This is a genomic window from Mitsuokella jalaludinii DSM 13811 (assembly GCF_000702905.1).
In the GTDB taxonomy this organism is placed as follows: Bacteria; Bacillota; Negativicutes; order Selenomonadales; family Selenomonadaceae; genus Mitsuokella; species Mitsuokella jalaludinii.
Genome location: NZ_JNKR01000012.1, coordinates 33,362 through 57,792, shown reverse-complemented (window position 1 = coordinate 57,792; position 24,431 = coordinate 33,362). Strand labels below are relative to the sequence as shown.

The following is a 24,431-nucleotide window of genomic DNA, read 5'->3' as shown; positions in this document are numbered from 1 at the left end:
CGCGTCGACGGTATATTTATGGTACATGTATCAAGTACTATATTTCAAGAAAGGAAGATGACCTTATGTCAAACCAGTCATTTTTTACGATGCTGCGCAATGCACACCTCTATGCCCCTGAAGATCAGGGTGTTCAGGATCTACTGATTGCCGGAGAGAAGATTGCCGGCATCGGCAAAAATATCGAGCCGCCAAAAGGCATCGACTGCTGTGAGATTGACCTCAAGAGTGCCCGCGTGCTGCCAGGCTTCATCGACGGTCATGTCCATATGATTGGTGGCGGCGGTGAAGGCGGCTATCATACGCGCACGCCAGAGCTTCTGCTCTCCAAAGTAACCACCTCTGGCGTCACAACAGTCTGCGGTCTGCTCGGAACGGATGGCACAACGCGTCATGTTGAGAGCTTGCTCGCGAAAGCACGCGGGCTGGAGTATGAAGGCCTGTCTACCTATATTTACACGGGTGCTTATGAACTTCCCACACCGACCATCACAGGCAGCGTCCGCAAGGATATCGTCATGATTGACAAGATTATCGGCGCTGGTGAAATTGCCATGAGCGATCATCGTTCGGGCCAGCCAACGGCTCAGGATTACCGCCGTCTCGCTGCCGAAACACGTGTTGGCGGCATGATCAGCGGCAAAGCCGGCATCATTAACATGCACATGGGTGACGGACGCAATGGTATGAAATACCTGTTCGAGATTACAGAAGACGGAGAGATTCCTAAGACGCAGTTCCTGCCGACACACGTCAACCGCAATAAGCGTCTGTTTGCCGAAAGCATTGAATGGGCTAAGCAAGGGGGCTACATGGACATCACCTCCGGTATTGACCCAAGCCATCCGGGCTCTGAAAATGCCGTGAAGCCAAGCAAAGCCGCTAAATCAGCCCTGGATGCCGGTGTTCCGCTTTCCCACATCACCATGAGTTCCGACGGCAATGGCAGCATGCCAGTGTTTGACGATGCTGGCAATCCGATTGGCGTCGGCGTCGGCGATCAGCATTCCATGTTCACGGAATTCCGCGACATGGTCGAAGAAGAAGGCATTGCCATCGACCAGGCTATCCAGATTCTCAGCACCAACGTAGCCAAGGCACTCCATATCCATCCGAAAAAGGGCATCCTGGCTCCACAGAGCGATGCAGACTTCATCGTCATCACCGATAACTTCGAGCTCCAGCACGTCTGGGCAAGAGGCCAGCATATGGTCGAGGACGGCCAGGCCATCGTCAAAGGAACCTTTGAAGCATAATCTCTATTCGATGCAGGCTTCTTCATACACCTGCATTATCAAAAATTCACCGGGTGAATATCCTTCATCGCATTAAAGGAAATTCACCCGGTGAATTTTTTCTTTATGGAAATTTCTAGTCAATACTTTTTATGAGATTTCCTTTGCTTCATCTACGTTGAAGCGCACCATCTACTGCAGGTTCTGCCAGGCGGCCTGCAGGCGCTCGATGATGGCTTCGCGCATGTCTGCCGGGGCGAGGACGGTGGCGGCGGCGCCGAGGGAGAGGATCTGCTGCAGGATCTCGCGGCGGTCGAAATCGTAATAGTAGAGCTGTATGGTATAGGTGTCTGTCTCCTCGTCATAGCTGGCTTCTTTGTCGTAGCTCGCGAACATCATGAAGCTGCGCTCGACGGCGTTGTTCTGACGCTCGATGCGCAAGGTCACGCTCTGGCGGCGGTCCGCGAGAAACTGATGGAAGGCTTCCTCTGTACTTGCGGGGATTGGCGCGTCAAGGCACTGGACCGACGCGAGTCTCGCAACGCGCATCTTGATGGCGCGTGCCTCGTCGGGCTGCCAGATGATGAGATAATAACAGTTGGCCGCCGCGTCGTACTCGAGGCGGCAGGGTGAGCAGATTCCCTCGTGGATCTGGCCGCTGCTGTCGCGGTTGGCATAGGCGAGCTGGTGCTTCTCGCGCAGGGCCTGCCAGATGGTGGCGAGTCGCCCCTGCAGGGCCGTGCGGTCATCGCCCTGCTCCTGCACCGTCTGCCAGATTGTTTCGCGCGGCCACTCGGGGACGGCTGCGAGCGTTTGGCGCAGCTTCTCGCGCAGATCGTCGGGCAGCAGGAAGGCGGCGCCTGGATCCTCGAGCATTGCGCGGAGCCAGACGAGCTCCGCCGTCGTCGCTCGCGCGGCAATGCCATTGTCGAGAAAGAGACAGGCAGATCCGTCGGGCTGGAAGAGAAAGAGCGTATCGATGAGCGCATTGGCCCGCTCAAGTCCTCCCCAGTCGAGATTCGGCAGCTGCTGCAGGATGTCCGCGCGCGTCATGCGCGTCCCTGCCGCAATCGCGTTGATGATGCGGCAGAGCGCCAAGAAGAGCTCCGAGTGGACTTCATGGAAGAGCGGGGCGTATGCCATAATGTTTCAATGCCTCCTCAATGTCAATCTTCATGCGTTCGGCGAGGTGTGCGGGGCCGTCTTTCTCAACGCGCACGATGGGGTAGAAAGTCCTGAGCCACGGCATGAGCTTGAGGTCGTCGACCGTCTCAAGCGCGACGTGCAGTGTGCCGAGGCCGTCGTCGTGAATGGTGGCCTTTGGCTCGTGCTCCCGGATGCGGTAGATGAGACGGTCGCGCCCGCGCTCGTCATCATAGCGAAAGGCGAGCTGCAGGGTGTGGCGCTCCGGGAGCGTGACGTCCGGCTGATTCTTGATGGTGCGAGCAGGCTGGACCTCCTGCATGAAGTCGATGCGGTACGACTGCGCAATCGTGAAGCGCTTCGAGACGGTGCAGCGCTTGCGGATGGCGAGCAGATACTGGCGGCCCGACTCGAAGTCCGTGATGAGCCGCAACGGAATGGCTAAGACGCCCTTGCCGCGGTAGCGGAAGCGCACGGCGCGGCGCTCCGCGATGCAGCAGGCGAGCGCGTAGAGCACATCATCGTCGAGGATGCGCGTGATCGTCATGTGCTTAAACTGGCACGGCACCTCGACGCAGGGTGCGGCTGGATAACGGGCACGCAGGCTCTGCTCGAGGAAGTAGCCGGGCATGCCGATCAGCGAGACATTGCGGTAAAAGGCGATGGCTGGGAGCAGGGCGCTGGCCTCGTCTTCGCGCAGGCCCCCGAGGATGTCGGGCGCGAGCCGGTAGCTGTAGCGGCCGCTCTCCTCGCGGCGCTCCAAGAGCCCCTGATCCGTCAGGTCGCAGAGGTAACGGTGCAGCGTGCTGCGGCTGATGTCCTCGACCCGCTTCGGGAAGGGCCGGTCCGTCGGGACGAGCTCATACTGCAGGAGTGTCTTCTCGTCGAGAAAGCCACGGCCATCATCAGCAGCACTACAGGCACCTGCAGAAGCATTGGCGCCATTCGTGTCGGCTGCGTCCGCCAAGCGGGCTTCCCTGCCGGAGCGGGCAGCCTTGCCCGAGAAAACCTGCAGCAGGCAAAGGAGCGCAAAGGCCGACGAGCTCTTCAGCGACTTGATGGCGTACGTGCGCGCAAGGTCGTTGAACGAACTGTGATACGAATCGCCCTTGAGGCTGTGGATCTCGCGGTGGCCCTGCCGCACCGCCTGAAGACGGTCCTCCGGCAGAAAGGATCGCACCCGCGCCCAGTTGTCCTCATAACTCCGCGCACTCTGTCCCAATTGCCGCGCGAGGTATTGTTTGTGATAGCAGCCATACGAGATGTACCGCAGGAACATCCGCAGCTTGTCGTAATCCGCGATGTACTTGTTCCAACCGCGTCGCTTCCTGCCTGCCATACCATCATCCCCTTTCAATAGCCTGCCAGTTGTAATCATTCCTTCCTATTCTAACATAGGTCAAGCAGCAACCGTTAGCCCCGCCGCGAAAGTTCACATGTTTTTTGACACGAAAGCCATCTGCATTTCTTCTACAATGAACATGTCAACGGAAAAGAAGCACGAAGAAAAGAAGGAAAGGGGACCTGCCTCATGGAACGTATGATGGAGCACAATATTTTTGACCGCGTCTTCGATAAGACATATGGTCCGGCCGTTATGCCGTACGGCCGTCTCAGCGATGCGGAAACCATCCGCGTGCGCGAGGCAGTGCAGTCGCTGCGTCAGAGCTATCAGCCGCAGTACGCGAATGAGGCCTGTGTAAGCCGCTACCATACCGAGGAAAACCGCAAGGCGTACATGCTCGCTTACTACCCGTACTACGTCGAGCCAGCCTGCCGCGTCGTCCGCGACTATGTCATCCCGGCCCTGCAGGAACGCCAGTCGTTCTACCCGGTCCTCAACCTGGCTTTCTTTGCCGGGGGACCGTGCCCCGAAATGTACGGCACACTCAAAGCCCTGCGCGGCGCACAGCTCCACGACAGGACGGCCATCACCATCCTCGACTGGGAATGCGGCTGGAAGAGCGAGCAGCGGATCAGCTGGCAGCTCTGCAAGGAAGATGGCCTGATTCACCGCGGCGATGAAGGGACACTCATCTACCGCTGCGACAACCTAGTGCCATGCGAGCAGTGCATGCACGGCAGGAGCTGCCGCAAGCGCATCCAGGAGCAGGCCGATGTCTACTTTCTGCAGAACTATCTGAGCCATGTTGGGCCGACGGAGCAGGAGACTTTCCTCAGCAAGATGCGCGCCACGGTGGAACAGGCCAAGCCCGGCGCTGTCTTTGTCATCATCGACCTGAAGTATGCGGGCAGCAAGGCCATCATGCGCGAGCTCGCAGCTCGCGTGCAGGCGGAGTGGGATGTACCTGCCGAGGTCATCGGCACGAATCTCTTTACAGGCGGCGCGCCAGCCTGGAGCCGCTGCCCCTACGAGATGCCTGCGGAGGTCCAGGCCAAGATTTTCCGCGGTGACAGCGGTTTCATGCCTAAGAAGTGGACGCGGTACTACTACCTCGTCCTGCAGAAACATTGAGAAAAGAGGAATCATCCATGATCATCAGTGCCAGCCGCCGGACCGACATTCCGGCTTTCTATACACCGTGGTTCATGAACCGCGTCCGCGCGGGGTTCGTCGACGCGATCAACCCATTTAACCGCAAACAGGTCAGCCGCATCTCGCTGCGGCCGGAGGACGTCGACTGCATCGTCTTCTGGACCAAGAACGCCGCGCCGATGCTGCCGCATCTCGCAGAGCTCCGCGCGAAGTACCCGTTCTACTTCCAGTTCACTATCACGCCGTACGGCCACGATGTCGAGCCGGGCCTGCCCGACAAGCGCGAGGTCATCCGCACCTTCCAGCAGATGTCGCAGCAGCTCGGCAAGACGCGCATGGTCTGGCGCTACGATCCCATCCTGCTCAATGACCACTACACCATCGAGCGGCACCTGCACGACTTTGCCGTCATGCTCGAAATGCTCGCACCGTACACCGACCGCTGCGTTATCAGCTTTCTCGACCTCTACCGCAAGACCGAGCGCAACACGAAACCACTCGCGCTGCACCCGCTCGGCATCCCTGAGATGAATATATTGGCCGAGGGCTTTGCTCGGCTCGCCAAAGGCTCCGGTGTCACCCTGCAGTCATGCTCTGAGGCAATCGACCTCGCCGCCTACGGCATCGAGCACGGGGCCTGCATCGACAAGGAACGCATCGAACGCGTCATCGGCACACCCATCGACGTCAAAAAAGACCCGACTCAGCGCGACGTCTGCCACTGCATGAAGAGCGTCGACATCGGCCAGTATGACACCTGCCTGCACCGCTGCCGCTACTGCTATGCCAACACCAACGGGCGCATGGCCGAAGCCAGCTTCGCCGACCACCACAGCGACGCCACCATCCTCTCCGGCACCCTGCGCGGCGACGAGACCATTACCACGCGCAAAGTCACACATCTGAAAATCCAGCCGACAGCCGAGAGCCAGATGGATTCCTTGTTTTGATCGACGTTAAAAATTCGACGGGTGAATTTCCTTCATCATAGTAAAGGAAATTCACCCGTCGAATTTTTCTAGTCACTCTATTGACCCCACCCCGGATCCCGTTCGTTCACAATATCGTCATGGCCAATGTCCTCTTCGCAGCTGCCTATCTGGGCATCGACTCCTGCCCCATCGAAGGCTTTACGAAGGATAAGGTTGAGTCCATTTTATCGGATACCTACCATCTCTATAACTCCGAACATTTCGGTGTTGCCTGCATGACCGCGCTCGGCTACCGCGGTGAAGCTCCGCATCGCGACAAACGCCGTCGCCCCCTCGAAGAATCTGTCCTCTGGAAATAAGTAGCTTCTAGCATCTTCTACTATAAAGGCTGCTACACACAGCAGCAAAAAATCGACGGGTGAATTTTCTCCATCATAGTGAAGGAAATTCATCCGTCAATTTTTTGCTATCTGCTCTACCGAAAAAATCAGCCTCGGTCTCGTTGACCAAGGCTGACGATTTTCCTGTCCTAGGAGTCCACCGCAGAGTTTATCTTTCATCTGAAGACTGTTTACAGCTTGTTTGTTGGGGTGGGGTCGATGATCATCCCATTTCCATCTGGAGAGGGGCCCACGTAGCCTGGAACGTTAGAATAGTAGCGTCCTGATCCGGTACCATTATAGTTTCCCTCATCAATCTTAACTGGATGAGCATTTCCCTTATCCTTCGTGTAATAATTACTTGGATTACTATTGTACATCTCTTTCAATTCACCGTAAGTCTGACCACCATTAGCATCTGCCGAATAATAAGTGAACACCGTGTGACCATGGGTAGTGACCCTGACAAACCAGGCATCTCCCGGTTTGGTCTTGATATTCAGCTTCTTGGCCAATTCTTGTCCTTTTTCGCTGTCTGAGGTAATTTCCAAAGTTTTGCTCGGTTTCCCCTGCAGCTCATCAGCCAATCCGTCATACCGCCCCTGCCTGAGCCGTTCAATGATGTCCTTTGCTGTAGTGGCCGCCGCAAGAGGCGGCTTCGACGCCTCTTCAATCAGGGTGTTGACATTGCTGAAAACAGAGCGGATGGAGTCAGCCAAGTTCCCGTTGGCAAAGAGCACACCTCCAATGCCCACAACGAAGGCCAGTATCAACGCATATTCAACAATACCCTGTCCTTTTTGTCTCCCCATCTGTTTTCATCTCCAATTCCATTTCCTTTATTTTATCATATTATGCAGTTTGCAGAGCCTTAATTTTTACCTTTACCGCATAAAGATTACGATTTTGATTTTGTGAACGGCAGGGGGCTGCCGCACTGGCCGCAAAAGCGGGCACCGGGATCGGCAGGGGCTCCGCACTGCGGGCAGAAGGATGTGGGCTGCTGGGCTGAGGCCTCTTGTTCCTGTCCTTGCGGATGGCGAAGCAGGACGATCTCATTGAGGAGGTCGCAGAACGTCGGGTCTTCATCCGACTCCCCTTTGAAGCGGGCCAGCACGGTGCCGGAGGTGGTCGCCACGAGTTCCTCCTCGCGGTATTCCAAGGGCCCCAGCGCATCCAAGGAGATCTTGGTCCCGAGTGAGCAGATGAGCTGGCCGTCCTCGGTAATCAGGAAGCCTTCCTCGCCCTTGCCCCAGAAGAGGGAATGGGTGGAATCGCAGAGCAGCACCACCTGTTCTGGCGTGACGCCTGCTCGTGCGCCGTAGGACTTCATGGCATTGTCCAACGGATTGGACAGCTTTTCCCCCCAATAATAGTAGACGGCATCCGCCATCTTGTCTGCCGCGACGCCTCTCAGGCAGGCCACTCGTACATCCAGGGGCACGAGTGCCTTGCGGCTGTTCCACTCGTCGCTGACGGCATCTGTATCCTCCGCATTCTGTGCGGCCTTCCGATAGAGCTGCCAAGCCTCCGTGAAGTCGAATGCCTCGCTTCGCGGGTCGACGCAGAGCCGGGCTGCACGGAGCAGTGCATCCTGGCTGCCGAGATCCAGGGCCGCTTGATAGTAGGCCAATGCCTCTGCATCCTGACCCTCGTCCTCCATTTCCTTGCCGAGCTGGAGTCCCAATGCGCGGATCTTCTCCGCAGCTCCCGGATAGTCCTCCGCCAAGGCGCGCTGGTAATCGTGCCAGGTCTGCTGCCAGTCTGTCCTAGCCTGCGGTCCCATTTCTGCCTTGGCCTTTTCTTCCAGCGCTTGGCCCCAGGCAAAGGCCAGCGCTCCGAGGGCCTGCCCTGCTTCTTCGCAGCCATAGGCCTTGGCTTTCTCGTACCAGTCCATGGCCTTGGCCTCGTCTTTTTCCATGCCCTTGCCCTGCTCGGCCATCTGGCCCAGATAGAGGCAGGCCGTGCCGTCGTCTTCTGCGACCAACGTCTCGTACCAGGCCAAGGCCTCGTCGTACTTTCCCGCATCTACTAGCGCCTGCGCGTCCTTGGCAGCCAATCTCCGGTAAGCAGCACACTGTTCATTCTGTTTTTTCTTCAGATATTGGTACAGCACCCAGGCCGCTTCCTTCTTGCCCAGCACAGCGGCTTCCACAGAAGACCACTGCGCTTCTTCCTGCTGGCCGTCTTTCGCCTGCAGGATTCCTGCCTGCCAGGCCGCTTCGGCACTGCCCATCTCTGCGGCAAGCAGAAAGGCAGATAAGGCGCGCGCTTTGTCTCTGGCGCCTAGCAAAGCCTCTGCCTCTTGGAGCTTCTTCTCGCGGAGCTCTTTAGACCATGCCGCTGCGTTACCTCTAAACTGCACCAGATGAAAGTGGACGCCATGACCAATCCAGTCGGTATCTCCTGGATGGTCGAGAGTCAGCTCTACCTCGCGGTCCATCCCCCAAAAGCTCACATCGTTGGCATCTGCCGGGATCCAATACGTGCCAGCCGTCAGGGCGATGTACATAGGAGCCGTTCCCTCCTTGCGGAACATCTGAGGCAAGTCGCGGAGCTCAATCAGCAGAGCCATCAGCATGGCTGGCCCTGCCACCACATAAAAAGGACGGGAAAGGAAGTTCGGCATCCAGTCAGGGAAATGGAAATCCTGTCCGACTTTCTTGTCAATCTCATACGTCTGCCAGACCGACTTGGCCAGTTCGAGCTCCTCACCTTCGGACGCTGCGATATGGAACACATCCCTTGCGGCAGATGGCTCCAGCTCCAACAGCGCCTCATAGACCGACTGCGTCTCACCGGTTATCTCCAGGCAGCTGCAAAGACCTCTGAGCACCTCTTCTTTTTCAAGCTTGCCGCTGGCGTACCGTTCCAGCAGGTTCTTCCGCCGACTGTCTGCCTTGCTCGTCTCAAACGACACCTTCGGCACGCGGCCTTCTTCCGCCAACAGTTGATAGACCTCGTTGAACAGGTCGAACCGGCAGACCGAATTGATGAAATCGCGGGCCATGGCCGGATAATTCCGCTTGGCACTCCTGTCCTGGATGAAGCGCTCGAGACGGTCGGAATAGGAATTGCCTGTGATGCTGCGCCCGAGTGCGCTCAGAGCATCTTGCGCCGTGTTCATCATCGACGCCTTGATGGTGCCCGTGATAGCCCCCGTGATACCGAAGCCGCCGCCACGCCAGCTCGCCTTGTCGGCCTGCCTCTCCACCGCCAAGTCCTTTTCATAGTCCTCAATGGCCGCCTTGTCTGCCAGCATGGCCTTGACAAGGTCCGTCGACGTGGCGGAATCGTCGAGCCTGTCCCAGAGGTCCTTCTTCGTCACATAGTCGATGCCGCGGTCGATCAGGAGCTCCACGGCCTTCTCGAAAAGCGGGTCGCAGACGGTCATGCAGTACGCGAGCACCTGGGCTGAGAACTCCACGGGATTCTCCACCGCATGCTCCTTCAGATGCTTGCGGATCTCATATCGGGCGAGCAGCGCAATCCGCGTCCCCTCCCGATTGAACGGCGCCCAGAGCTGGTTGTAGATGGCCGTGGCCCGCGGCAGCTCCACTTCGTATTTTCCGAGAAGCGTGAAATGGCTGCCGGGGATATCTGTGAGCGGTTCATCCTTCGGCCATGTTACAGGTGCCTGCCCTTCGTCAGCAGCAGTCCCATCATCCGGCCCTTCCGGGACCTTGGCTCCACAGTTGAAACAGAATCTAGCGTGATCCGGCAGCCTCGTGCCGCAGTTCATGCAAAACATCTTCTACACCCCCAAGTGAATCAGATGGTCATTGGTCTAAGTACTAGATACTAGGTATAGATTCTGCTTCCACCGCTAGTTTTCCTGCAATGTCAATCACTGCAGGTGAGTCAGCTTGTGCAAAAGTCAGCACTGGACTTTTTGATCAGGAAGATGGCGAATCGAAAAGGAAATCTATCTGCGTGAACGGTCAGCAGGACTTTGCCGCACTTCGTCGAATTAAATTTAGATAAAGGGAAACAAGAACGGGGGAACTTTGGTGAAACACCGCTACACTTTCTATTGGATCCTATGGGGCCTCGGCGAGCTCTCAGGGCTGGGGCAGTGGCTGCTCTTGCGCTGGGCACTGCCCGTCCCGGAGCACGGGCTGCTCCTGATTTTTTTGCTGCTGCCGTTTATCTATCTCATACCGAACATCCTCGGGAATCACCTGCCGCTGCGCGTGACGCGGCTGTTGGCGAGAATTGGCGGCTACTGGTTCATCTACGGCTACTACATGACGCTCCTGTTGCTGCCTACCTTTATCGTCTGGCTCGTCTGCCTTGCACAGCCATTCGGCTTTGGTCTTGACTGGTGGCATACCGTCTTTGCCGTCTATTACGGCCAGGCCTCCCTACTGGGACTGGCGGCCTTGCTCGCAGTCGGCAGCTGGCGCGCACGCCATCCGGTGGTGCGCCGCATCGAGATGGAGACCGAAAAGCCCATCGAGCGGGCGTTCTCGGTGGCATTTGCCAGTGATATCCACCTCGGAGCCGTGCTGGGCCGTTCGTTTGCGGCAGAGCTGCGCCGCGACATGATGAATCTGCAGCCCGACCTCATCCTTTTCGGCGGCGATATCATCGACGGCAACCTCGGCTATGTGCTGCGCGACAAGAGCTTCAAGGGATTTGCGGGACTAAAGGCCCCCTGGGGCGTCTATGCGGTCTTCGGCAACCACGACACGTACGGGATGAACCTCGGCAAGGAGCAGAAGCGCCTGAAACAGAACGGCGTGCGCTGCCTGCGCGGCGGCACGGTGCATCTTGTCGCCGGTGTATCGCTCGTGGGCATGGAAGACTACATGATTGCCCCGCACGCCCAGTTCCCGCAGGCAGAGCCCGACGCCTTCACGATTGCGATGGAGCACGAGCCACTGCGCATCGAGCAGGCCGCCTCACGCGGCATGGACCTCTACTTCGCAGGCCATACGCATGCCGGACAGTTCTGGCCCAACCGGTTCGTGACCAGGCGCATCTTCGCCCTCGATTACGGCGCAAAGCGCTTCGGCCACCTGCTCGCCATCGTCTCGAGCGGCTACGGCGCCTGGGGCCAACTCTTCCGCCTCGGCCCGGCGCCGGAGATCGTGCTGGTGAACATCAGGCCGACAAGCAAGGTCTGACGACCTGACGCTTTTGACACGCCTCATGGCTAAGGTCGGGAGATTTTGCTTCAATAAATTATGTGATATCTAGGAGGAATATTCATGAAAATCATGGCGATCAATGGAAGCCCGCGCCGTGCGGAGAATACGGCGCGACTGCTGCACAAGGCATTGGAAGGGGCCGCTTCGCTTGGAGCCGAGACGGAGTATATCGACCTCTACCCGCTGAAGTACAAGGGATGTCTGAGCTGTTTCTACTGCAAGCGCAAGGACAAGGAGCACGGTGTCTGCATCGTCAAGGACGATCTCACAGCGGTGCTGGAGCGCGCCAAGCAGGCAGATGCCCTGCTGTTCGGGTCTCCGATCTACTTCATGAATCTGACATCGGGCATGCAGGCGTTCCTCGAGCGCTTCTTCTTCTCGCAGTACATCTACAGCAGGGAAATCCCTTCGGTACTCGGGAAGACCATCCCCTCTGCGTTCCTCTACACGATGAATGCGACGGAAGAACAGGCAGACGCATTCCACCTGAAGGACAGCCTGGCCGCTTACGAATGGGCAGCAGCCGGTATCCTCGGCGCAAAGCCCTACCTGTTCTACGATTTCAACACGCTGCAGTTCAAGGATTACAGCAAGTACGAGTCCTCGATTTTCTCCGAAGAAGAGAAGCGCGACTACCATGAGAAGCACAGTGCTGAAGTGGCAGAAAAAGCGTATGAATTGGGCAAGCAATTGATCCTGGATGCACAGAAGTTGTGAGGATGACACGAAAAAAGCGCTCATGCGAGCGCTTTTTTTGTGCATTTTTCCGACGGAACCCCTTACTCTACGATATGGCGGTAGACGTAGGCCGCGATGACGGCCTGCAGCAAGACGAGTGTGGCGAGCAGCGTGAAGGCAGCGTAGAGGCTCGTCTGGTGGGCGATAAAGCCGATGGCGGCAGGCCCCATGAGGATGCCGAGGTAGCCGAGCGTACTGACAGCTGGCACAGCGAGGCTGATGGGCATGACGTGCTGTTTGCCGAGCAACGAGAAGAAGACGGGCACGACATTGGCACAGCCGACGCCGATGAAGAAGAAGCCGAGGTAGAGCAGGACGACGGTCGGCGCAAAGATGATGAACAGGAAGCCCGCGACGGCGAGCAGGCTGCCGCCGATGACGACGCGCTCCTGGCCGAGCTTCTGCACCGTCCAGTCGCCGAGCAGGCGCATGGTCAGCATGGCTGCCGAAAAGACGGTAAAGCCCGTGCCCGCCAGCGCCATGTCAAAGTGGCGGACCGTCGTGAGGAAGACACCGCCCCAGTCCATGATGGCGCCCTCGACGAGAAAGGCGATGCAGGCGATGATGCCGACGAACGTCACGATGCCCTTCGGCAGGGCGAGGAGCTTACCGCCAGCATCGCCGCCGTACGGCAGCAGATGGCGCGAGGCCGTGAGCGTCACGAGCACCATGACGGCGGCCGCAATCCCCGTCGAGGCAAGAGGCGTCAGTGAGAACGTACCGACCCAGATGCCGAAGAGCCCCGCGCCAGCAAAACCGCCGACACTCCAGAGCGCGTGCATGCCGCTCATGAGGCGTCGCCCCGCCGCTTTCTCGACGATGACCGCCTGGATGTTGACGACGACGTCGATGCAGCCCATAGTCGCACCGAAGATCAGCAATAGCGGTATGGCCAGCTGGAATGAGGACACCGTGCAGAGCGCGAGCAGCAGCGCGCCATAGACGAGCCCCGCAGCGGTCAGCACCCTGCGGCAGCCGAGCCGCACCGCCGCCGCGCCCGAGAGCGGCATCGTCAGGAGCGAGCCAATGCCGATGCATAAGAGCAGCATGCCGAGCACATCCTCCGCAATGCCGAGCCGCGCCTTCAAAAGTGGCACCAGAGGCGCCCACGAGGCCGCACCGAACCCCCCGACAAAAAAGATAGCCCGCGTCGCATGCTGTTCCGCCAGGCCAGGTTTTTCATATTCTTGTATCACGCAATCCTCTCCCTTTCTGTAAACACAGTAAACACGCCCATTGTAGCATAGACCGACACGTTTTGCCATCGCCTTTCGCACAGGGACGAATCGATCCATAAAAAACGAAAAAACGTCCGGCATCAGACATTTCACGGTACCGGACGTTTTGTGTGGCGATTTGGCTTGGACGAGATGCCAATCACTTACTCAAGAGCAGCTTGCAGACGGCGCAGCCCATGAGCTTGAGAGAGTAGCCGAGAGCGCGTTCATCGAAATCGAAATGGGAGTCGTGATGACCGGCAGCGAGGTCGGCGCCGACCATCATGTAGGCTGCCTGGCCGCCGTGCGACTGGACGCGCTCCATGAAGTAGGAGAAATCCTCGCTGGCGCCGAACGGGCACGCACCGACGACTTCATTGAAGATGCCAAGGCTCTTCGCCTCTTCTTCCAGGAAAGCGGCAAGCTCTGGCGAGTTGCTGCCGCCGGCTGCGCCGCCGACTTTCTCGATGTCGACCTTGACGTCGTACATCATGGCCGCGGCCTTGATGATGCGCTGGGCTTCCGTCTCCATGAAGGCATTGATCTCGCTCGTTGCGCCGCGCGTCTCAAGGCAGAGCAGTGCCTTGTCGCCGATGACATTGCGGCCGCTACCCGCATCGAGACGGCCGACATTGATGCGCGAAGCCCCTGCCGAATGGCGCGAGATGGCATGCAGGTTGAGCGTGGCACAGGCAGCGGCCAGCAGTGCGTTCTTGCCCTGCTCCGGCGCAGCGCCGGCATGAGCCGGAACACCCTGGAAGCGGGCATCGTACTTGCTCGTCGCCAGGAAGCCCGTGACGTTGCAGGCAACAGTTCCCGTCTTGCGCATCTTGAAACCGAAGTGCGCGCCGAGCATGTAGTCGACATCATCGACAATGCCGCTCTCGACCATGGCATGCGCACCGCGCACGCCCTCTTCTGCCGGCTGGAAGCAGAGCTTGATGGTACCGCGCAACTGGTCTTTGAGGCTGGCCAGCAGCCTGGCCAGCGCGAGGCCGACCGTCGTGTGGCCGTCGTGGCCGCAGGCATGCATCGCCCCTGCATGACAGGAGGCAAAGCCCTCCTTATTGGCACGGTGCGCCGCCTCTCTCGTCTCCGTCACATCGTTGGAATCCATGTCGAAGCGAACCGCGACAACAGGACCGTCCTCCGAGAACTTCATGACGCCGAGCACGCCCGTGCGGCCACCGTCCATTTTCTTAACCCAGTCGGGATCAGCACCTTCTGCGATGGCGCGCTGCTGCTCCTTGGCGAGTTTCTCAGCCGATGGCACGCCCATCATAGCATCCTGACGAATGGTATCAGCCCCCGTCTTGACCGTGTAGCCGAGCTCCGCAAGCGTCTTGGCTACCTTGGCCGCCGTGCGGAACTCCGTCCAGCCCGGCTCCGGATGGGCGTGCAGATCACGTCGGCAGGATATCATGTTCTCCTGCATATCATCGGCGAATTTCAAGATTGTCTCTTTGAGGTCCATCGTAATTCCTCCTATACGTTATCCCTAAGACAAGAAAAAGGTGCCGCAGAGCAGCACCTCCTATTCATCAGAAGAGCAGGATCAGCATGCCAACCGTCAGTGCGCAGAGCATCGGGATTGCATTGCGTTTCGTGATCTCCATCGGGTTGACACCAGCGATACCAGCGCAGATGATGGTCGCGCCAGCGATTGGCGACATCGTGCGCCCCAGCGTGCCGCCGAGCGTCGCCATGCTGCCCATCTGGACCTGCGACATGCCGAAGTCCGGTGCATACGGCGTGATGGCTTCATTGAAGGCAAACGTAGCCGCATCGCCAGAACCAGTCAAAAGGCCGAGCAGGAACGGGCCAAAAGCCGCACAGATCTTGACGATGGCCGGATTGTTGAGCATCGCATCGATGAACCACTTGACAAGGCCAATCGACGTGAGGCCTGCGACGAAGACGCCTGCCGAAATGATGATGCCGATGATGCTGCCATACGCCTTGCCCATGCCCTCAAAGAAAGCATCGCAGAGCGCTTTCGGCTTGGTGCGCGTAACAACGAGCGTCAGGAGTGCACCGATGATCATAGCCTGTGGTACGCCCATCTTGAAGATTGGCACAATCTTCGTCGAGCCGAGCAACAGGATGACAATCGGGACAACCGGCATCAGCGCGTAGAGATAATTGACCTTGAAGTTCGCATCGACCTGCAGGTGCTCGGGGACATGCCCTTTATCTTCCTTAAGCACATGCGCGATGATCGTGATGCAGATGGTCGCTACGAGCAGAGAAGCGAGGTTTGCTTTGTAGTGAAAGCCAATGACATCCATGACATCGACTCCAGCAATCTTCGCAACAAAGGGGTTGTGCGCAAGGCCAGGGTTCAGCATGCTGCCGTACGTTCCGCATTTGACGGCGGCAGCCGCAAGAGCAGGACCGACACCAGCCGCCATGAGTAGCGGGATGAAGATGGCACCAGCCGCAGCCGCCGTGCCAGCGGCACTCGGCAGTGCGATGTTGACGAGATACGTGCAGATGACGACGCCCGGTATCAAGAAGAAACGGACGCGCGAAATCACAGAGGCCATTGCATTGATCAGATGCTTATCGCATTCCGTGAAGCGCACAGCCAGTGCAAAGCCCATGACCGAGCAGACCGCCTGAATCAAGCCGCTGTTCGTCATGCTCTTCGCAAAGGCATCGAGTGCAGCCATCGGCACACCGCCGATGGCTGCCATGAGAATGCCGGAGCCAATCAGCGTGATGCGCGCATCCGCGCCCTTGACGAGCGCGTAGACGACACCGCAGACGATGATAGCACCAACAATCAGCATGAGTGTTACCATGCAGGATTCCACCTTTCTTGCAATAAATAAAAGTAATTATATCATTTAGTACATCATTATAAAGTTGCGGTATAATAATGTCAACAAACGCGAAATGAAAATCGCTAAGTATACAATAGAAATGGATGAGACGAGAGGAAGGATTTCACATGATTTCAAGCAAACGATTGCAGCGGCAGCTTGCGGCATTGGAGAAGATTACTGCGCCGGGGCGGGGGATCAACCGGCTGGCGTTCACGGATGCGGACTGGCAGGGGCGCTCGTATTTGATGGGGCTGATGCGTGAGGCAGGCATGGAGCTGCGCGAGGATGCGTTTGGCAATGTCATCGGCCATGTGCAGGGCGCGGACGAGAGCCTGCCTGCTGTCATGTTCGGCTCGCATGGTGACAGTGTGCCGGAAGGCGGCAATTTCGACGGCATCGTCGGCATCCTGGCGGCAATCGAGACGGTCCGCTCGATGCGCGAGGACGGCTTCATGCCGAAGCGGCCGCTCGAAGTCGTCTTGTTCCTCTGCGAGGAGTCGAGCCGCTTCTCGGCGGCGACGCTCGGCAGCCGGGCCATGCGCGGGGAGCTCTCGCAGGAAGACCTCGTGCGGCTGCACGACAAGGAAGGCCACACGCTCTACGAGGTGCTCAAGGGACGCGGCCTCGCCCCCGACCATATCGAATCGGCCCGCTACACGAAGCCCTTGCGCGCCTTCCTCGAGCTCCACATCGAACAGGGCAAGGTCCTCGAACACGAAGGACTGCCCATCGGCCTTGTCACGGGCATCGCAGCGCCGACGCGCTTCTACGTCCATATCCACGGCAGTGCCGACCACAGCGGCGCGACGCCGATGAACCTGCGGCACGACGGTCTCTGCGCGGCAGCGGAAGTCGTACTGGCTGTAGAGCGCGAAGCCTCGTCGTACACGGAATCCCCTGTCGTCGGCACGGTCGGCGTCCTCGAGGTCACGCCGGGCGCGATGAACGTCATCCCAGGCGAAGTCCGGCTCGGCGTCGACCTCCGCAGCACCTCAGGCAAGGCCAAGGACGCCGTCGAGCAGGCCGTCCGGCAGGACATCGCCTACATCGCCGAAAAGCGTCAGCTGGCGTATGACATCGAGCCTGTCAGCAAAGAAGAGCCTGCGCGCATGGACGCGGCGCTCGTCGGACTGCTCGAGGACACAGCCAAAGAGCTCGCCTTTCCCTATCGCCGGATGATGAGCGGCGCCGGTCATGACAGCATGCACTGGGCCGACTACGCACCGACGGCCATGATCTTCATCCCGTGCCGCGCAGGCATCAGCCACAATCCCGCAGAACATGCTGAGCTCGCGGACATCGTGCGCGGCACGGAGCTGCTCTCCGCCACCGTGCGCAAGCTCGCCAGCGAGTAAGTCGGACCGTCCGACTCTTCGACTAGCCGACTGTCCGACCACACGAAGCAGATCATACGCAAGATACTACAACCATTCCCGACTGCCTGATGCTGCTCGTCACAAATCCAATCTCAAGGGATTGGATTTACGTCAGAAAGATAATCTGATACAATAGAATTGTACAGAGAATACATCTGAGCAGCGTTCCCCCTGCGGAGCGCTCCATCCATGCATCATAAATCCGAATCACTATTGCATCAGAAAGGACAGCCCCATGACTGAAATAAACGAAAAAGAAGACCTCCTGCTGCTCGACAAGCAGCTCTGCTTCCCGCTCTACGCCTGCGCGCGCAAGATTGTTGCGGCCTACCACCCCTTCCTCAAGAAGATTGGCCTGACCTACACCCAGTACGTCACGATGATGGTCATCTGGGAAAAGAAAGAGATCTCCGTCCACGACCTCGGCGAGCGCCTCTACCTCGACTCCGGCACCCTGACGCCCGTGCTCAAGAAGCTCGAATCCTTCGGCTACATCGAGCGCCACCGCAGCACCGAAGACGAGCGCGTCGTCATCGCCATCCTGACCGAGAAGGGACAGGCCCTCAAAGAACAGGCCCGCCAGGTCCCCGAGCAGATGAGCTGCCACCTCACCGACCAGGGCGTAACCTTCACCCCGGACGAAGTCACTGCACTGAAAGGAGAGCTCTACAAGATCCTCAACGGACTCAAATAACCGGCCGAAAAGAACCCCCGCCGAGCACGGTGCCATCCGCACCGCTCGACGGGGGTTCTTTTCTTCCAGTTGACAGTCTTGCCCGCTGGGCAGGTCTTTTTTCAATGGACAAAGTTTCGCATTTTACCAGCAGGGATATCTCATTTGAAAACGAAATGGTATAATGGATACAAGAAATCACGGCGCGTGCTCTGTCGTGTCAGGGCGCGTGAAAGGGAGTTTTTGCATGGACGAGGAGCCAATCAAGAAAAGACTGCACCGGTACTACGACCTGATTGCTGGCGGTGTCTGCCTGATCCGGCAGACGGCGGAAGAGCAGATTCTCTTTGTCAACGAGGAGATGCTGCGGATCTACCAGTGCGCAACGGAGGACGAGTTCTTCCAGCTGACAAAGGGGCGCTTTGCGGGGCTGATGGAGGCGGAGGACTACGTCCCGCTTGAAGCGCGCACGAACAGCCGACACGGCGATTTAGATGAGGGATATACCTTCCTGACATTCCGCTGTTACACAAAGACGGGCAGCTACCGTCACCTCGAAGGGACGTTCCACAAGGTGAACATCCCGGAGCTCGGCAAGGTCTGGATGATGAGCCTCGTCAACAAGGAGCGCAACCTGGCCGTCAGTAATCTCGACCCCGTCACGGGCCTCCTGAACATGCACGCCTTCTACCAGCGCGTGCAGCAGAAGGTAGACGCCCTGCGCAAGGCCATGAAGCCCGGCAACCTCGAGGTGCGCTACTGCCCGGTCTACCTGAACCTGACGAATTTCAAGGTCTACAACGAGATGCACGGCATCTACGAGGGCGACCGCATGCTGCGCAAGATCGGGCAGCTCTTAAAGGGAGCCTTCCCCGCCTCATACATCACGCGCCTCTCAGGCGACAACTTCGCGCTCTTCGTGCCGCGCGACAACCTCGAGGCCAAGCTCAAGGAAGTCTGCCAGGCCGTCAACAACGAAGTCCGCATGCCCAACATCGCAATGAAAGCTGGCATCGGGTCGATTGAAACGGCAGTCAGCGTACACCGCCGTCCCATCACGACGTACTTCGACCAGGCGAAGCTCGCCTCCGACAGCATCAAGAAGGATGCGACGCGCTCAGTTGCCTTCTACAACGAGTCCATGCGCCAGAGCATCGCCGACCGCATTTTCATCCTCGACAACCTCGACCGGGCCATCCGCGAGGGCCATATTAAGGTCTACTACCAGCCCGTCATGCGCGCCATGACCGGCAAACTATGTGGCTGTGAGGCCCTGGCACGCTGGATTGACCCCCAGAAAGGACTCCTGCCGCCAGACAGCTTCATCCCCGTGCTCGAGGAATCGCGCCTGATCTCGCGCCTCGACTGCTACGTCATCGAGGAAGTCGCCAAACTCCTGCGCTACCAGATCGACAACCACTTCCCGATGATTCCGGTCTCGGTGAATCTCTCGCGCTACGATTTCCTGCTGATGGACCCGCTCGCCTTCGTCGAGCGCATCGTCGAACAATACCACATCCCGCGCTATTACCTGCGCATCGAAGTCACAGAGTCTGCGCTCGTCAAGAACCGTCACCTGCTCATCGAGAAGCTGCACCAGTTTCACCAGTCGGGCTATCAGGTCTGGCTCGACGACTTCGGCAGTGCCTACTCCTCGCTCAACGTCCTGCAGAATTACGAGTTCGACGAGCTCAAGATCGACCAGGGACTCCTGCGCTACTTCAACGAGGACAGCCGCAAGATCATCCGCTCCATCGTGCTGATGGCCAAAGAGATGGGTATCCACGTGCTGGCAGAGGGTGCTGAGACAAAAGAACACATTGACTTCCTGCGCGCCATCGGCTGTGAGAAGATTCAGGGCTATTACTACAGCCGTCCGATGCCCTACGAGCTCCTGCGTGAGCAATTCCAGGAGGCAGGCTGGCAGGTCGAGACCCTGCCAGAGGAGCAGGCCCTCGATGCAGCAGGGCTCGTCAACCTCATCACCGATGCCCCGGTCGCCATCTTCCAGTACCGCGAGGACCGCGCTGTCATCCTCAGCGAGAATGAGGCTTACCAGAATGTCCTCACCACGACCGGCACAAGCAGCCTTCAGGAATTCAATGCGAACATGCAGCAGCAAAGCTATCCGATGCGCGAGAAGTTCATGGCGTTCCTCGCGGCCGCGGTGCACAGCAGCGGCGAGCGGCGCATGACCTTCGTCGAGAACGGCCAGTACCTGCGCCTGAGTGCCGAGAAACTCGCCGCTACACCAGATTTCACGCTCGTGCTCGCACGTCTCGCAAACATCACCTACGACCAGGACCTCACGTCATTCCAGCAGTACGAGACCGTCTTCCGCAATCTCATGCTCGTCTACGACGAGATCTACTTCCTGGATCGGAAAAAGAAAGCGCTCCACATCATCGAGAGCATGAATACCTTCTGGCAGACCGGTGATGTCATCACGGACTTCAAAGGCAAGAGAGATGCCTATGCCCGCCAATTCATCTACGCCGACGACCGCACGCGCTTCCACCAGTTCCTCGACCCGGAGGCAATCTGCCGTCAGGCCGAGCGGTCCGGCCGCTCCGAAGCCATCGAGATGTTCCGCGTGCGGAAGCCGAATGGGCGCTTCGTCTGGATGATCTTCGACGCCATCGTCATCTACAAGAGCGCCACCAAGGACATCCTGATCTGCGTGCGCGAGAATATCTGGGAACGCCAGGAGAACCTGCACGCCCTGCTGCCACAGTTCCTGTCCGACCTGAATCCGGACAGGCTCCCCTCGTCTCCCGCAGACGAAGATGCCGCACTCTGGCGCGCCGTCTGGAATTTCTCGCCCGACCCCGTATACTGGAAAGATAGCGCACTGCGCTACCGCGGCGTCACGCCTTCCTTCCTCGAGTACGTCGGCATGAAAGACGCCAGCGAAATCCTCGGCAAGACGGATGCGGAGCTCGGCTGGTGCCTGCAGGATGAGGACGAGGAGCAGGCGGAACTCGCTGTCCTGCAGGAAGGAAAGACCTGCAAGGATTACGCTACGACCATCCTCGTGCATGGCATCCCGAAGCGCATCCTGATGACCTCCTTCCCCATCTACCAGCGCGGCAAGATCACAGGCGTCTTCGGCTACTTCCGCACGGCAGATGACAAGGAGGATCAGCGCCAGCTCGAGCTGCTCGGCATCCGCGACCATGTGACGGGACTCCTCGGCTACCGCGGCATGATCATGGCGGGCATGGAGATAGAAGAGGACCGCATCCACCGCCAAGAGGATTACCTGGCCCTCATCCTGCAGGTCCCCGAGATCAAGACGCTCGCCCACCAATACAGCCTCGAGGTCCAGCAGGAGATCCTCAAGACCATCCGGGACGGCATCCTCAAGCTCGGGCCGATTTCCAGCATCGCCTCCTACATCGGTAGCGGCGTCTTTATCTGCTTCGGCAAGACACGCTTCCTCGACGGCCTGACCGAAAAAATCGAACAGCTGAAGGCGCACCTCGAGGGCCTCACCTCAATCGCCGGGGTCAGCTGCACCTTGACGCTCAACTACTCCACCATCCGCGGTTCAGAAGCCCATGGCTTCAACACGCTCCTCTATCAGCTCGCTAAGCGCCTCAACGATGTCACCAGCCAGCGCTGGCACTTCGAGCGGCCGCACGGCGAGATCATCGAGCTGAACGTCAGCCAGCTCGACAGCCTAGACGATGGCATCGCGCTTACCGACATCGCCACCTACGACTTCCTCTTTCTCAATCACGCCATGCTGCGCATGATGCACCTGCCGGATACACCCGATGCCTACAAGGGCAAGAAATGCTATGAGCTGCTGGCCGGGCGCGCAGCCCCCTGTGCCGACTGTGCCAACAGCATCCTGGCGCGGGATGCCTTCCGCACCTGCCGCCACGCCATGCGCTTCACGAGCGGGTCCGTCCTGCAGCGCGACACCCTCGTGCCGTGGAAGGGCAGGACCGCGCGCCTCTCCATCACCACCGACCTGCAGCACGGCCAGATGGGGAATGAGCAGGAGCGCAATAGCCTGCTGCGCCGCGAAGAAGTCATCAACGACATCATCTCCCTGGGCATCCAGGAGTCCGACCCCGAAGAGGGCATCCACAAGATCATGGCCAAAGTCGGCGAGATCCTGCAGGCCGAACGCGTCCTGATCTTCGAGGAGGGCGCAAACGACACCGTCAGCGCGACATACGAATGGCGCCGCGACACAACAGGGTCCGTCATGAAAGACGCACAGGACATCCCGCGCGCGCGGCTCCAGCCGCTCTACGACCACTTCGCCCACAGCCGCATGCTGATCCTCAACGACACCGACGCCTTCGTGCAGCTCCACCCGGGCTTCCAGCCCGTTCTGCGCGGCATCGCGAGCCTCGTCTCCGGCCACCTCATGCAGTCGGGCCGCTCCATCGGCTTCACTGAAGTCATCAATCCGGCCTCCGAAACCTTTGCCTCGGCCACCTTCCTGCTGAGCTCCCTGACGAGCGTCATCGCCATCATGCTGCGCAACCGTGACATGATACGCCGCCTCGAGAGCTACAGCTACCGCGACCAGCTCACCGGCGTCGGCAATCGCCGCGCCCTCCTCTCCTACATCCGCACCATTCCTGACGGCACCTCGCTCGCCTTCATCTTCGGGGACATCAACGGCCTCAAGAAAGAGAACGACACAAAGGGCCATGAAGCAGGCGACCGCCTCATCCAGCGCTCCGCTGACGTCCTCGCCGAAACCGCAGACCGCGAGCACGTCTTCCGCATGGGAGGCGACGAATTCCTGCTGATCGCCGAGAACAAGACCGCGCAGGAAGCCGACGCGCTCCTCCAACAGCTCCAGGCCATCTACGCCGAGCGCCACCTCAGCGTCGCCCTCGGCTGCGCCGTCAAGAAAAGCCCCATCACCAACATCGACGCCGTCCTCTCCGAGACAGACGCCCTCATGTACGAGAACAAGCGCCGCATGCACGAGCAGGCCGGTCAACTATAAAAACGCGTAAAAAATGCCAGCAACAAGGTAGACTCGAATCCCCATGTTGCTGGCATTTCTGCTATTATTATATCATACCTTTCACAATGATCATTTTTTCAGATACTGGTCGAAAAAATCCGTGATGATCTTGAGCACGGGTTCCTGGACCCAGTATTTGCCGCCGTGTGCGGCGCCGGTGACGAGGTAGCGCTCACTCGGGATGCCGCTTTTCTGCAGGGCCTGGTAGAGCAGGTCGGTCTGACTCGGGGAGACGACAGTGTCGGCCGTGCCGTGCATCAGGAGCATCGGGGCGCTCGTCTTGCTGATGTAGTGGATGGGGTTGGCCGCCTCGGCTGCCTGCTTGTCGGCGAGGATGCCTCCGTCACGGCCGCCGAAGACAGGCGAGCCGTTGACCCAGAGGGCTTCCGTCGCGCCAGCAGAGCGGTGCTTTGCCTGGACTTCTTCGGAGAAGTCGGCGCCAACTTGCGTGAGGTCGGAGAGCCCGTAGAGGTCTACAGCAGCCTTGACATCACTCGTGACCTGGAGGTTCTCGCCCTTGTCGAATGTCTTCGTGCCGCTCGTCGTACCTGCCATAGCCGTCAGGTAGCCGCCTGCACTGCCGCCGACAATGCCGACGCGCGCCGGATCGATGCCGAAGCGGTCGGCATTCGCCTTGAGGTAGCGAATGGCCGCCTTGACATCCTCGAGCGGCTCCGGGAATTTCGCCGTCGGCGCGACGCGGTAGTTGATGCTGCCGACGACATAGCCGTTCTCCGCCAGGTGCATGCGGAGCTGGATGCCATTGTCCTTGTTGGCGTTGATGAAGCCGCCTCCCGTAACAAAGAGGATGGCGGGCTTCTTCTCCTTCGTCTTCGGCTGCAGGATGTCCATCTGCATCGGCACATTCGCATAGCCGCGGCTCGGCACCTGCTCATAGACGACGTTCGAGATCAGTCCGACTTCCGTCTTGTCCGCCTTGACATCGAGGACCTTGCTCGCCACATGGCCCGGCATGTCCTTCGTCGCCGAATCCACATGCACCTGCGGCTGCGCTGGTGCCGCCATGGCCGACTGCCCCATCATCATGATGCCGCCAGCCATCACCGTCGTCATCGCCATCTTGACCATCTTCTTGTATGATGCTTTCATTGCAATCCTCCTGATTTAATACTACGATATAGTACTAGTATAACACACATTACACCAGTATGGCCATCATGTCTGTCGCTTATGATTGTATTGCAAAATTAAATTTGACAAAATAAAAGAGAGCATGTATAATGAAGCTATAGAGATGAG

At 58.7% G+C, this 24,431-nt stretch carries 17 protein-coding genes; 9 read left to right on the top strand and 8 right to left on the bottom strand.

Annotated elements, in window-relative coordinates; translation table 11 throughout:
* Positions 1-65: 65 nt before the first annotated feature.
* Entirely contained in the window at positions 66-1,256 is a 1,191-nt protein-coding gene (gene iadA, locus T518_RS07285) for a beta-aspartyl-peptidase (RefSeq protein WP_036377547.1), read from the top strand.
* Positions 1,257-1,427: 171 nt separating this feature from the next.
* Here iadA and T518_RS07280 read toward each other — a convergent pair whose 3' ends face one another.
* The gene (locus T518_RS07280) at positions 1,428-2,378 is read right to left on the bottom strand and encodes a WYL domain-containing protein (protein WP_036377545.1); all 951 of its coding nucleotides are present in this window, start codon (positions 2,376-2,378) and stop codon (positions 1,428-1,430) included.
* Positions 2,353-3,717, bottom strand: coding sequence for a helix-turn-helix transcriptional regulator (locus T518_RS07275; RefSeq protein WP_036377542.1), 1,365 nt, complete (start codon positions 3,715-3,717; stop codon positions 2,353-2,355). The genes T518_RS07280 and T518_RS07275 overlap by 26 nt, the downstream gene beginning before the upstream one ends.
* 192 nt (positions 3,718-3,909) lie before the next feature.
* Here T518_RS07275 and T518_RS07270 point away from each other — a divergent pair, with 192 nt between their 5' ends.
* The 3 genes from T518_RS07270 to T518_RS07260 all read left to right on the top strand — a co-directional run bounded on the left by T518_RS07270 (position 3,910) and on the right by T518_RS07260 (position 6,166).
* Entirely contained in the window at positions 3,910-4,854 is a 945-nt protein-coding gene (locus tag T518_RS07270) for a hypothetical protein (RefSeq protein WP_155948103.1), read from the top strand.
* A 17-nt stretch (positions 4,855-4,871) separates the two neighbouring features.
* Positions 4,872-5,825 (top strand): DUF1848 domain-containing protein, encoded by a 954-nt coding sequence (locus tag T518_RS07265; RefSeq protein WP_036377535.1) that lies wholly within the window; start codon positions 4,872-4,874, stop codon positions 5,823-5,825.
* Positions 5,826-5,905: 80 nt separating this feature from the next.
* Entirely contained in the window at positions 5,906-6,166 is a 261-nt protein-coding gene (locus tag T518_RS07260) for a nitroreductase family protein (protein WP_036377532.1), read from the top strand.
* A 212-nt stretch (positions 6,167-6,378) separates the two neighbouring features.
* Here the strand turns inward: T518_RS07260 and T518_RS07255 are convergent, their stop codons facing one another.
* Together T518_RS07255 and T518_RS07250 are read right to left on the bottom strand one after the other, a co-directional pair.
* Positions 6,379-6,999: a Flp family type IVb pilin gene (locus T518_RS07255; RefSeq protein ID WP_036377528.1), complete on the bottom strand. Its 621-nt coding sequence runs from the start codon at positions 6,997-6,999 to the stop codon at positions 6,379-6,381.
* An 86-nt stretch (positions 7,000-7,085) separates the two neighbouring features.
* Positions 7,086-9,938 carry a zinc-ribbon domain-containing protein gene (locus T518_RS07250; protein WP_072003588.1) on the bottom strand — a complete coding sequence of 951 codons (2,853 nt, stop codon included), beginning with the start codon at positions 9,936-9,938 and terminating at the stop codon, positions 7,086-7,088.
* A 259-nt stretch (positions 9,939-10,197) separates the two neighbouring features.
* Between T518_RS07250 and T518_RS07245 the strand changes: the two genes are divergently transcribed.
* Together T518_RS07245 and T518_RS07240 are read left to right on the top strand one after the other, a co-directional pair.
* Entirely contained in the window at positions 10,198-11,316 is a 1,119-nt protein-coding gene (locus T518_RS07245; protein ID WP_155948101.1) for a metallophosphoesterase, read from the top strand.
* Between the two features lie 84 nt (positions 11,317-11,400).
* Positions 11,401-12,057, top strand: coding sequence for a flavodoxin family protein (locus tag T518_RS07240; protein ID WP_036377519.1), 657 nt, complete (start codon positions 11,401-11,403; stop codon positions 12,055-12,057).
* A 62-nt stretch (positions 12,058-12,119) separates the two neighbouring features.
* Here the strand turns inward: T518_RS07240 and T518_RS07235 are convergent, their stop codons facing one another.
* The 3 genes from T518_RS07235 to dcuC all read right to left on the bottom strand — a co-directional run bounded on the left by T518_RS07235 (position 12,120) and on the right by dcuC (position 16,099).
* Positions 12,120-13,271, bottom strand: a complete 1,152-nt coding sequence (locus T518_RS07235; protein ID WP_036377583.1) for an MFS transporter — start codon at positions 13,269-13,271, stop codon at positions 12,120-12,122.
* A 184-nt stretch (positions 13,272-13,455) separates the two neighbouring features.
* Entirely contained in the window at positions 13,456-14,769 is a 1,314-nt protein-coding gene (locus tag T518_RS07230; protein ID WP_081828459.1) for an amidohydrolase, read from the bottom strand.
* 67 nt (positions 14,770-14,836) lie between these two features.
* Complete coding sequence (gene dcuC, locus T518_RS07225) at positions 14,837-16,099, bottom strand: C4-dicarboxylate transporter DcuC (RefSeq protein ID WP_036377513.1); 1,263 nt, start codon at positions 16,097-16,099, stop codon at positions 14,837-14,839.
* A 149-nt stretch (positions 16,100-16,248) separates the two neighbouring features.
* Between dcuC and T518_RS07220 the strand changes: the two genes are divergently transcribed.
* The 3 genes from T518_RS07220 to T518_RS11410 all read left to right on the top strand — a co-directional run bounded on the left by T518_RS07220 (position 16,249) and on the right by T518_RS11410 (position 23,150).
* Complete coding sequence (locus T518_RS07220) at positions 16,249-17,478, top strand: M20 family metallo-hydrolase (protein WP_036377510.1); 1,230 nt, start codon at positions 16,249-16,251, stop codon at positions 17,476-17,478.
* Positions 17,479-17,734: 256 nt separating this feature from the next.
* The gene (locus T518_RS07215; protein ID WP_036377507.1) at positions 17,735-18,193 is read left to right on the top strand and encodes a MarR family winged helix-turn-helix transcriptional regulator; all 459 of its coding nucleotides are present in this window, start codon (positions 17,735-17,737) and stop codon (positions 18,191-18,193) included.
* A gap of 226 nt (positions 18,194-18,419) precedes the next feature.
* Positions 18,420-23,150, top strand: a complete 4,731-nt coding sequence (locus T518_RS11410; protein WP_051652243.1) for an EAL domain-containing protein — start codon at positions 18,420-18,422, stop codon at positions 23,148-23,150.
* Positions 23,151-23,240: 90 nt separating this feature from the next.
* Here the strand turns inward: T518_RS11410 and T518_RS07205 are convergent, their stop codons facing one another.
* Positions 23,241-24,281 (bottom strand): alpha/beta hydrolase, encoded by a 1,041-nt coding sequence (locus T518_RS07205; RefSeq protein WP_081828457.1) that lies wholly within the window; start codon positions 24,279-24,281, stop codon positions 23,241-23,243.
* Positions 24,282-24,431 lie beyond the last annotated feature (150 nt).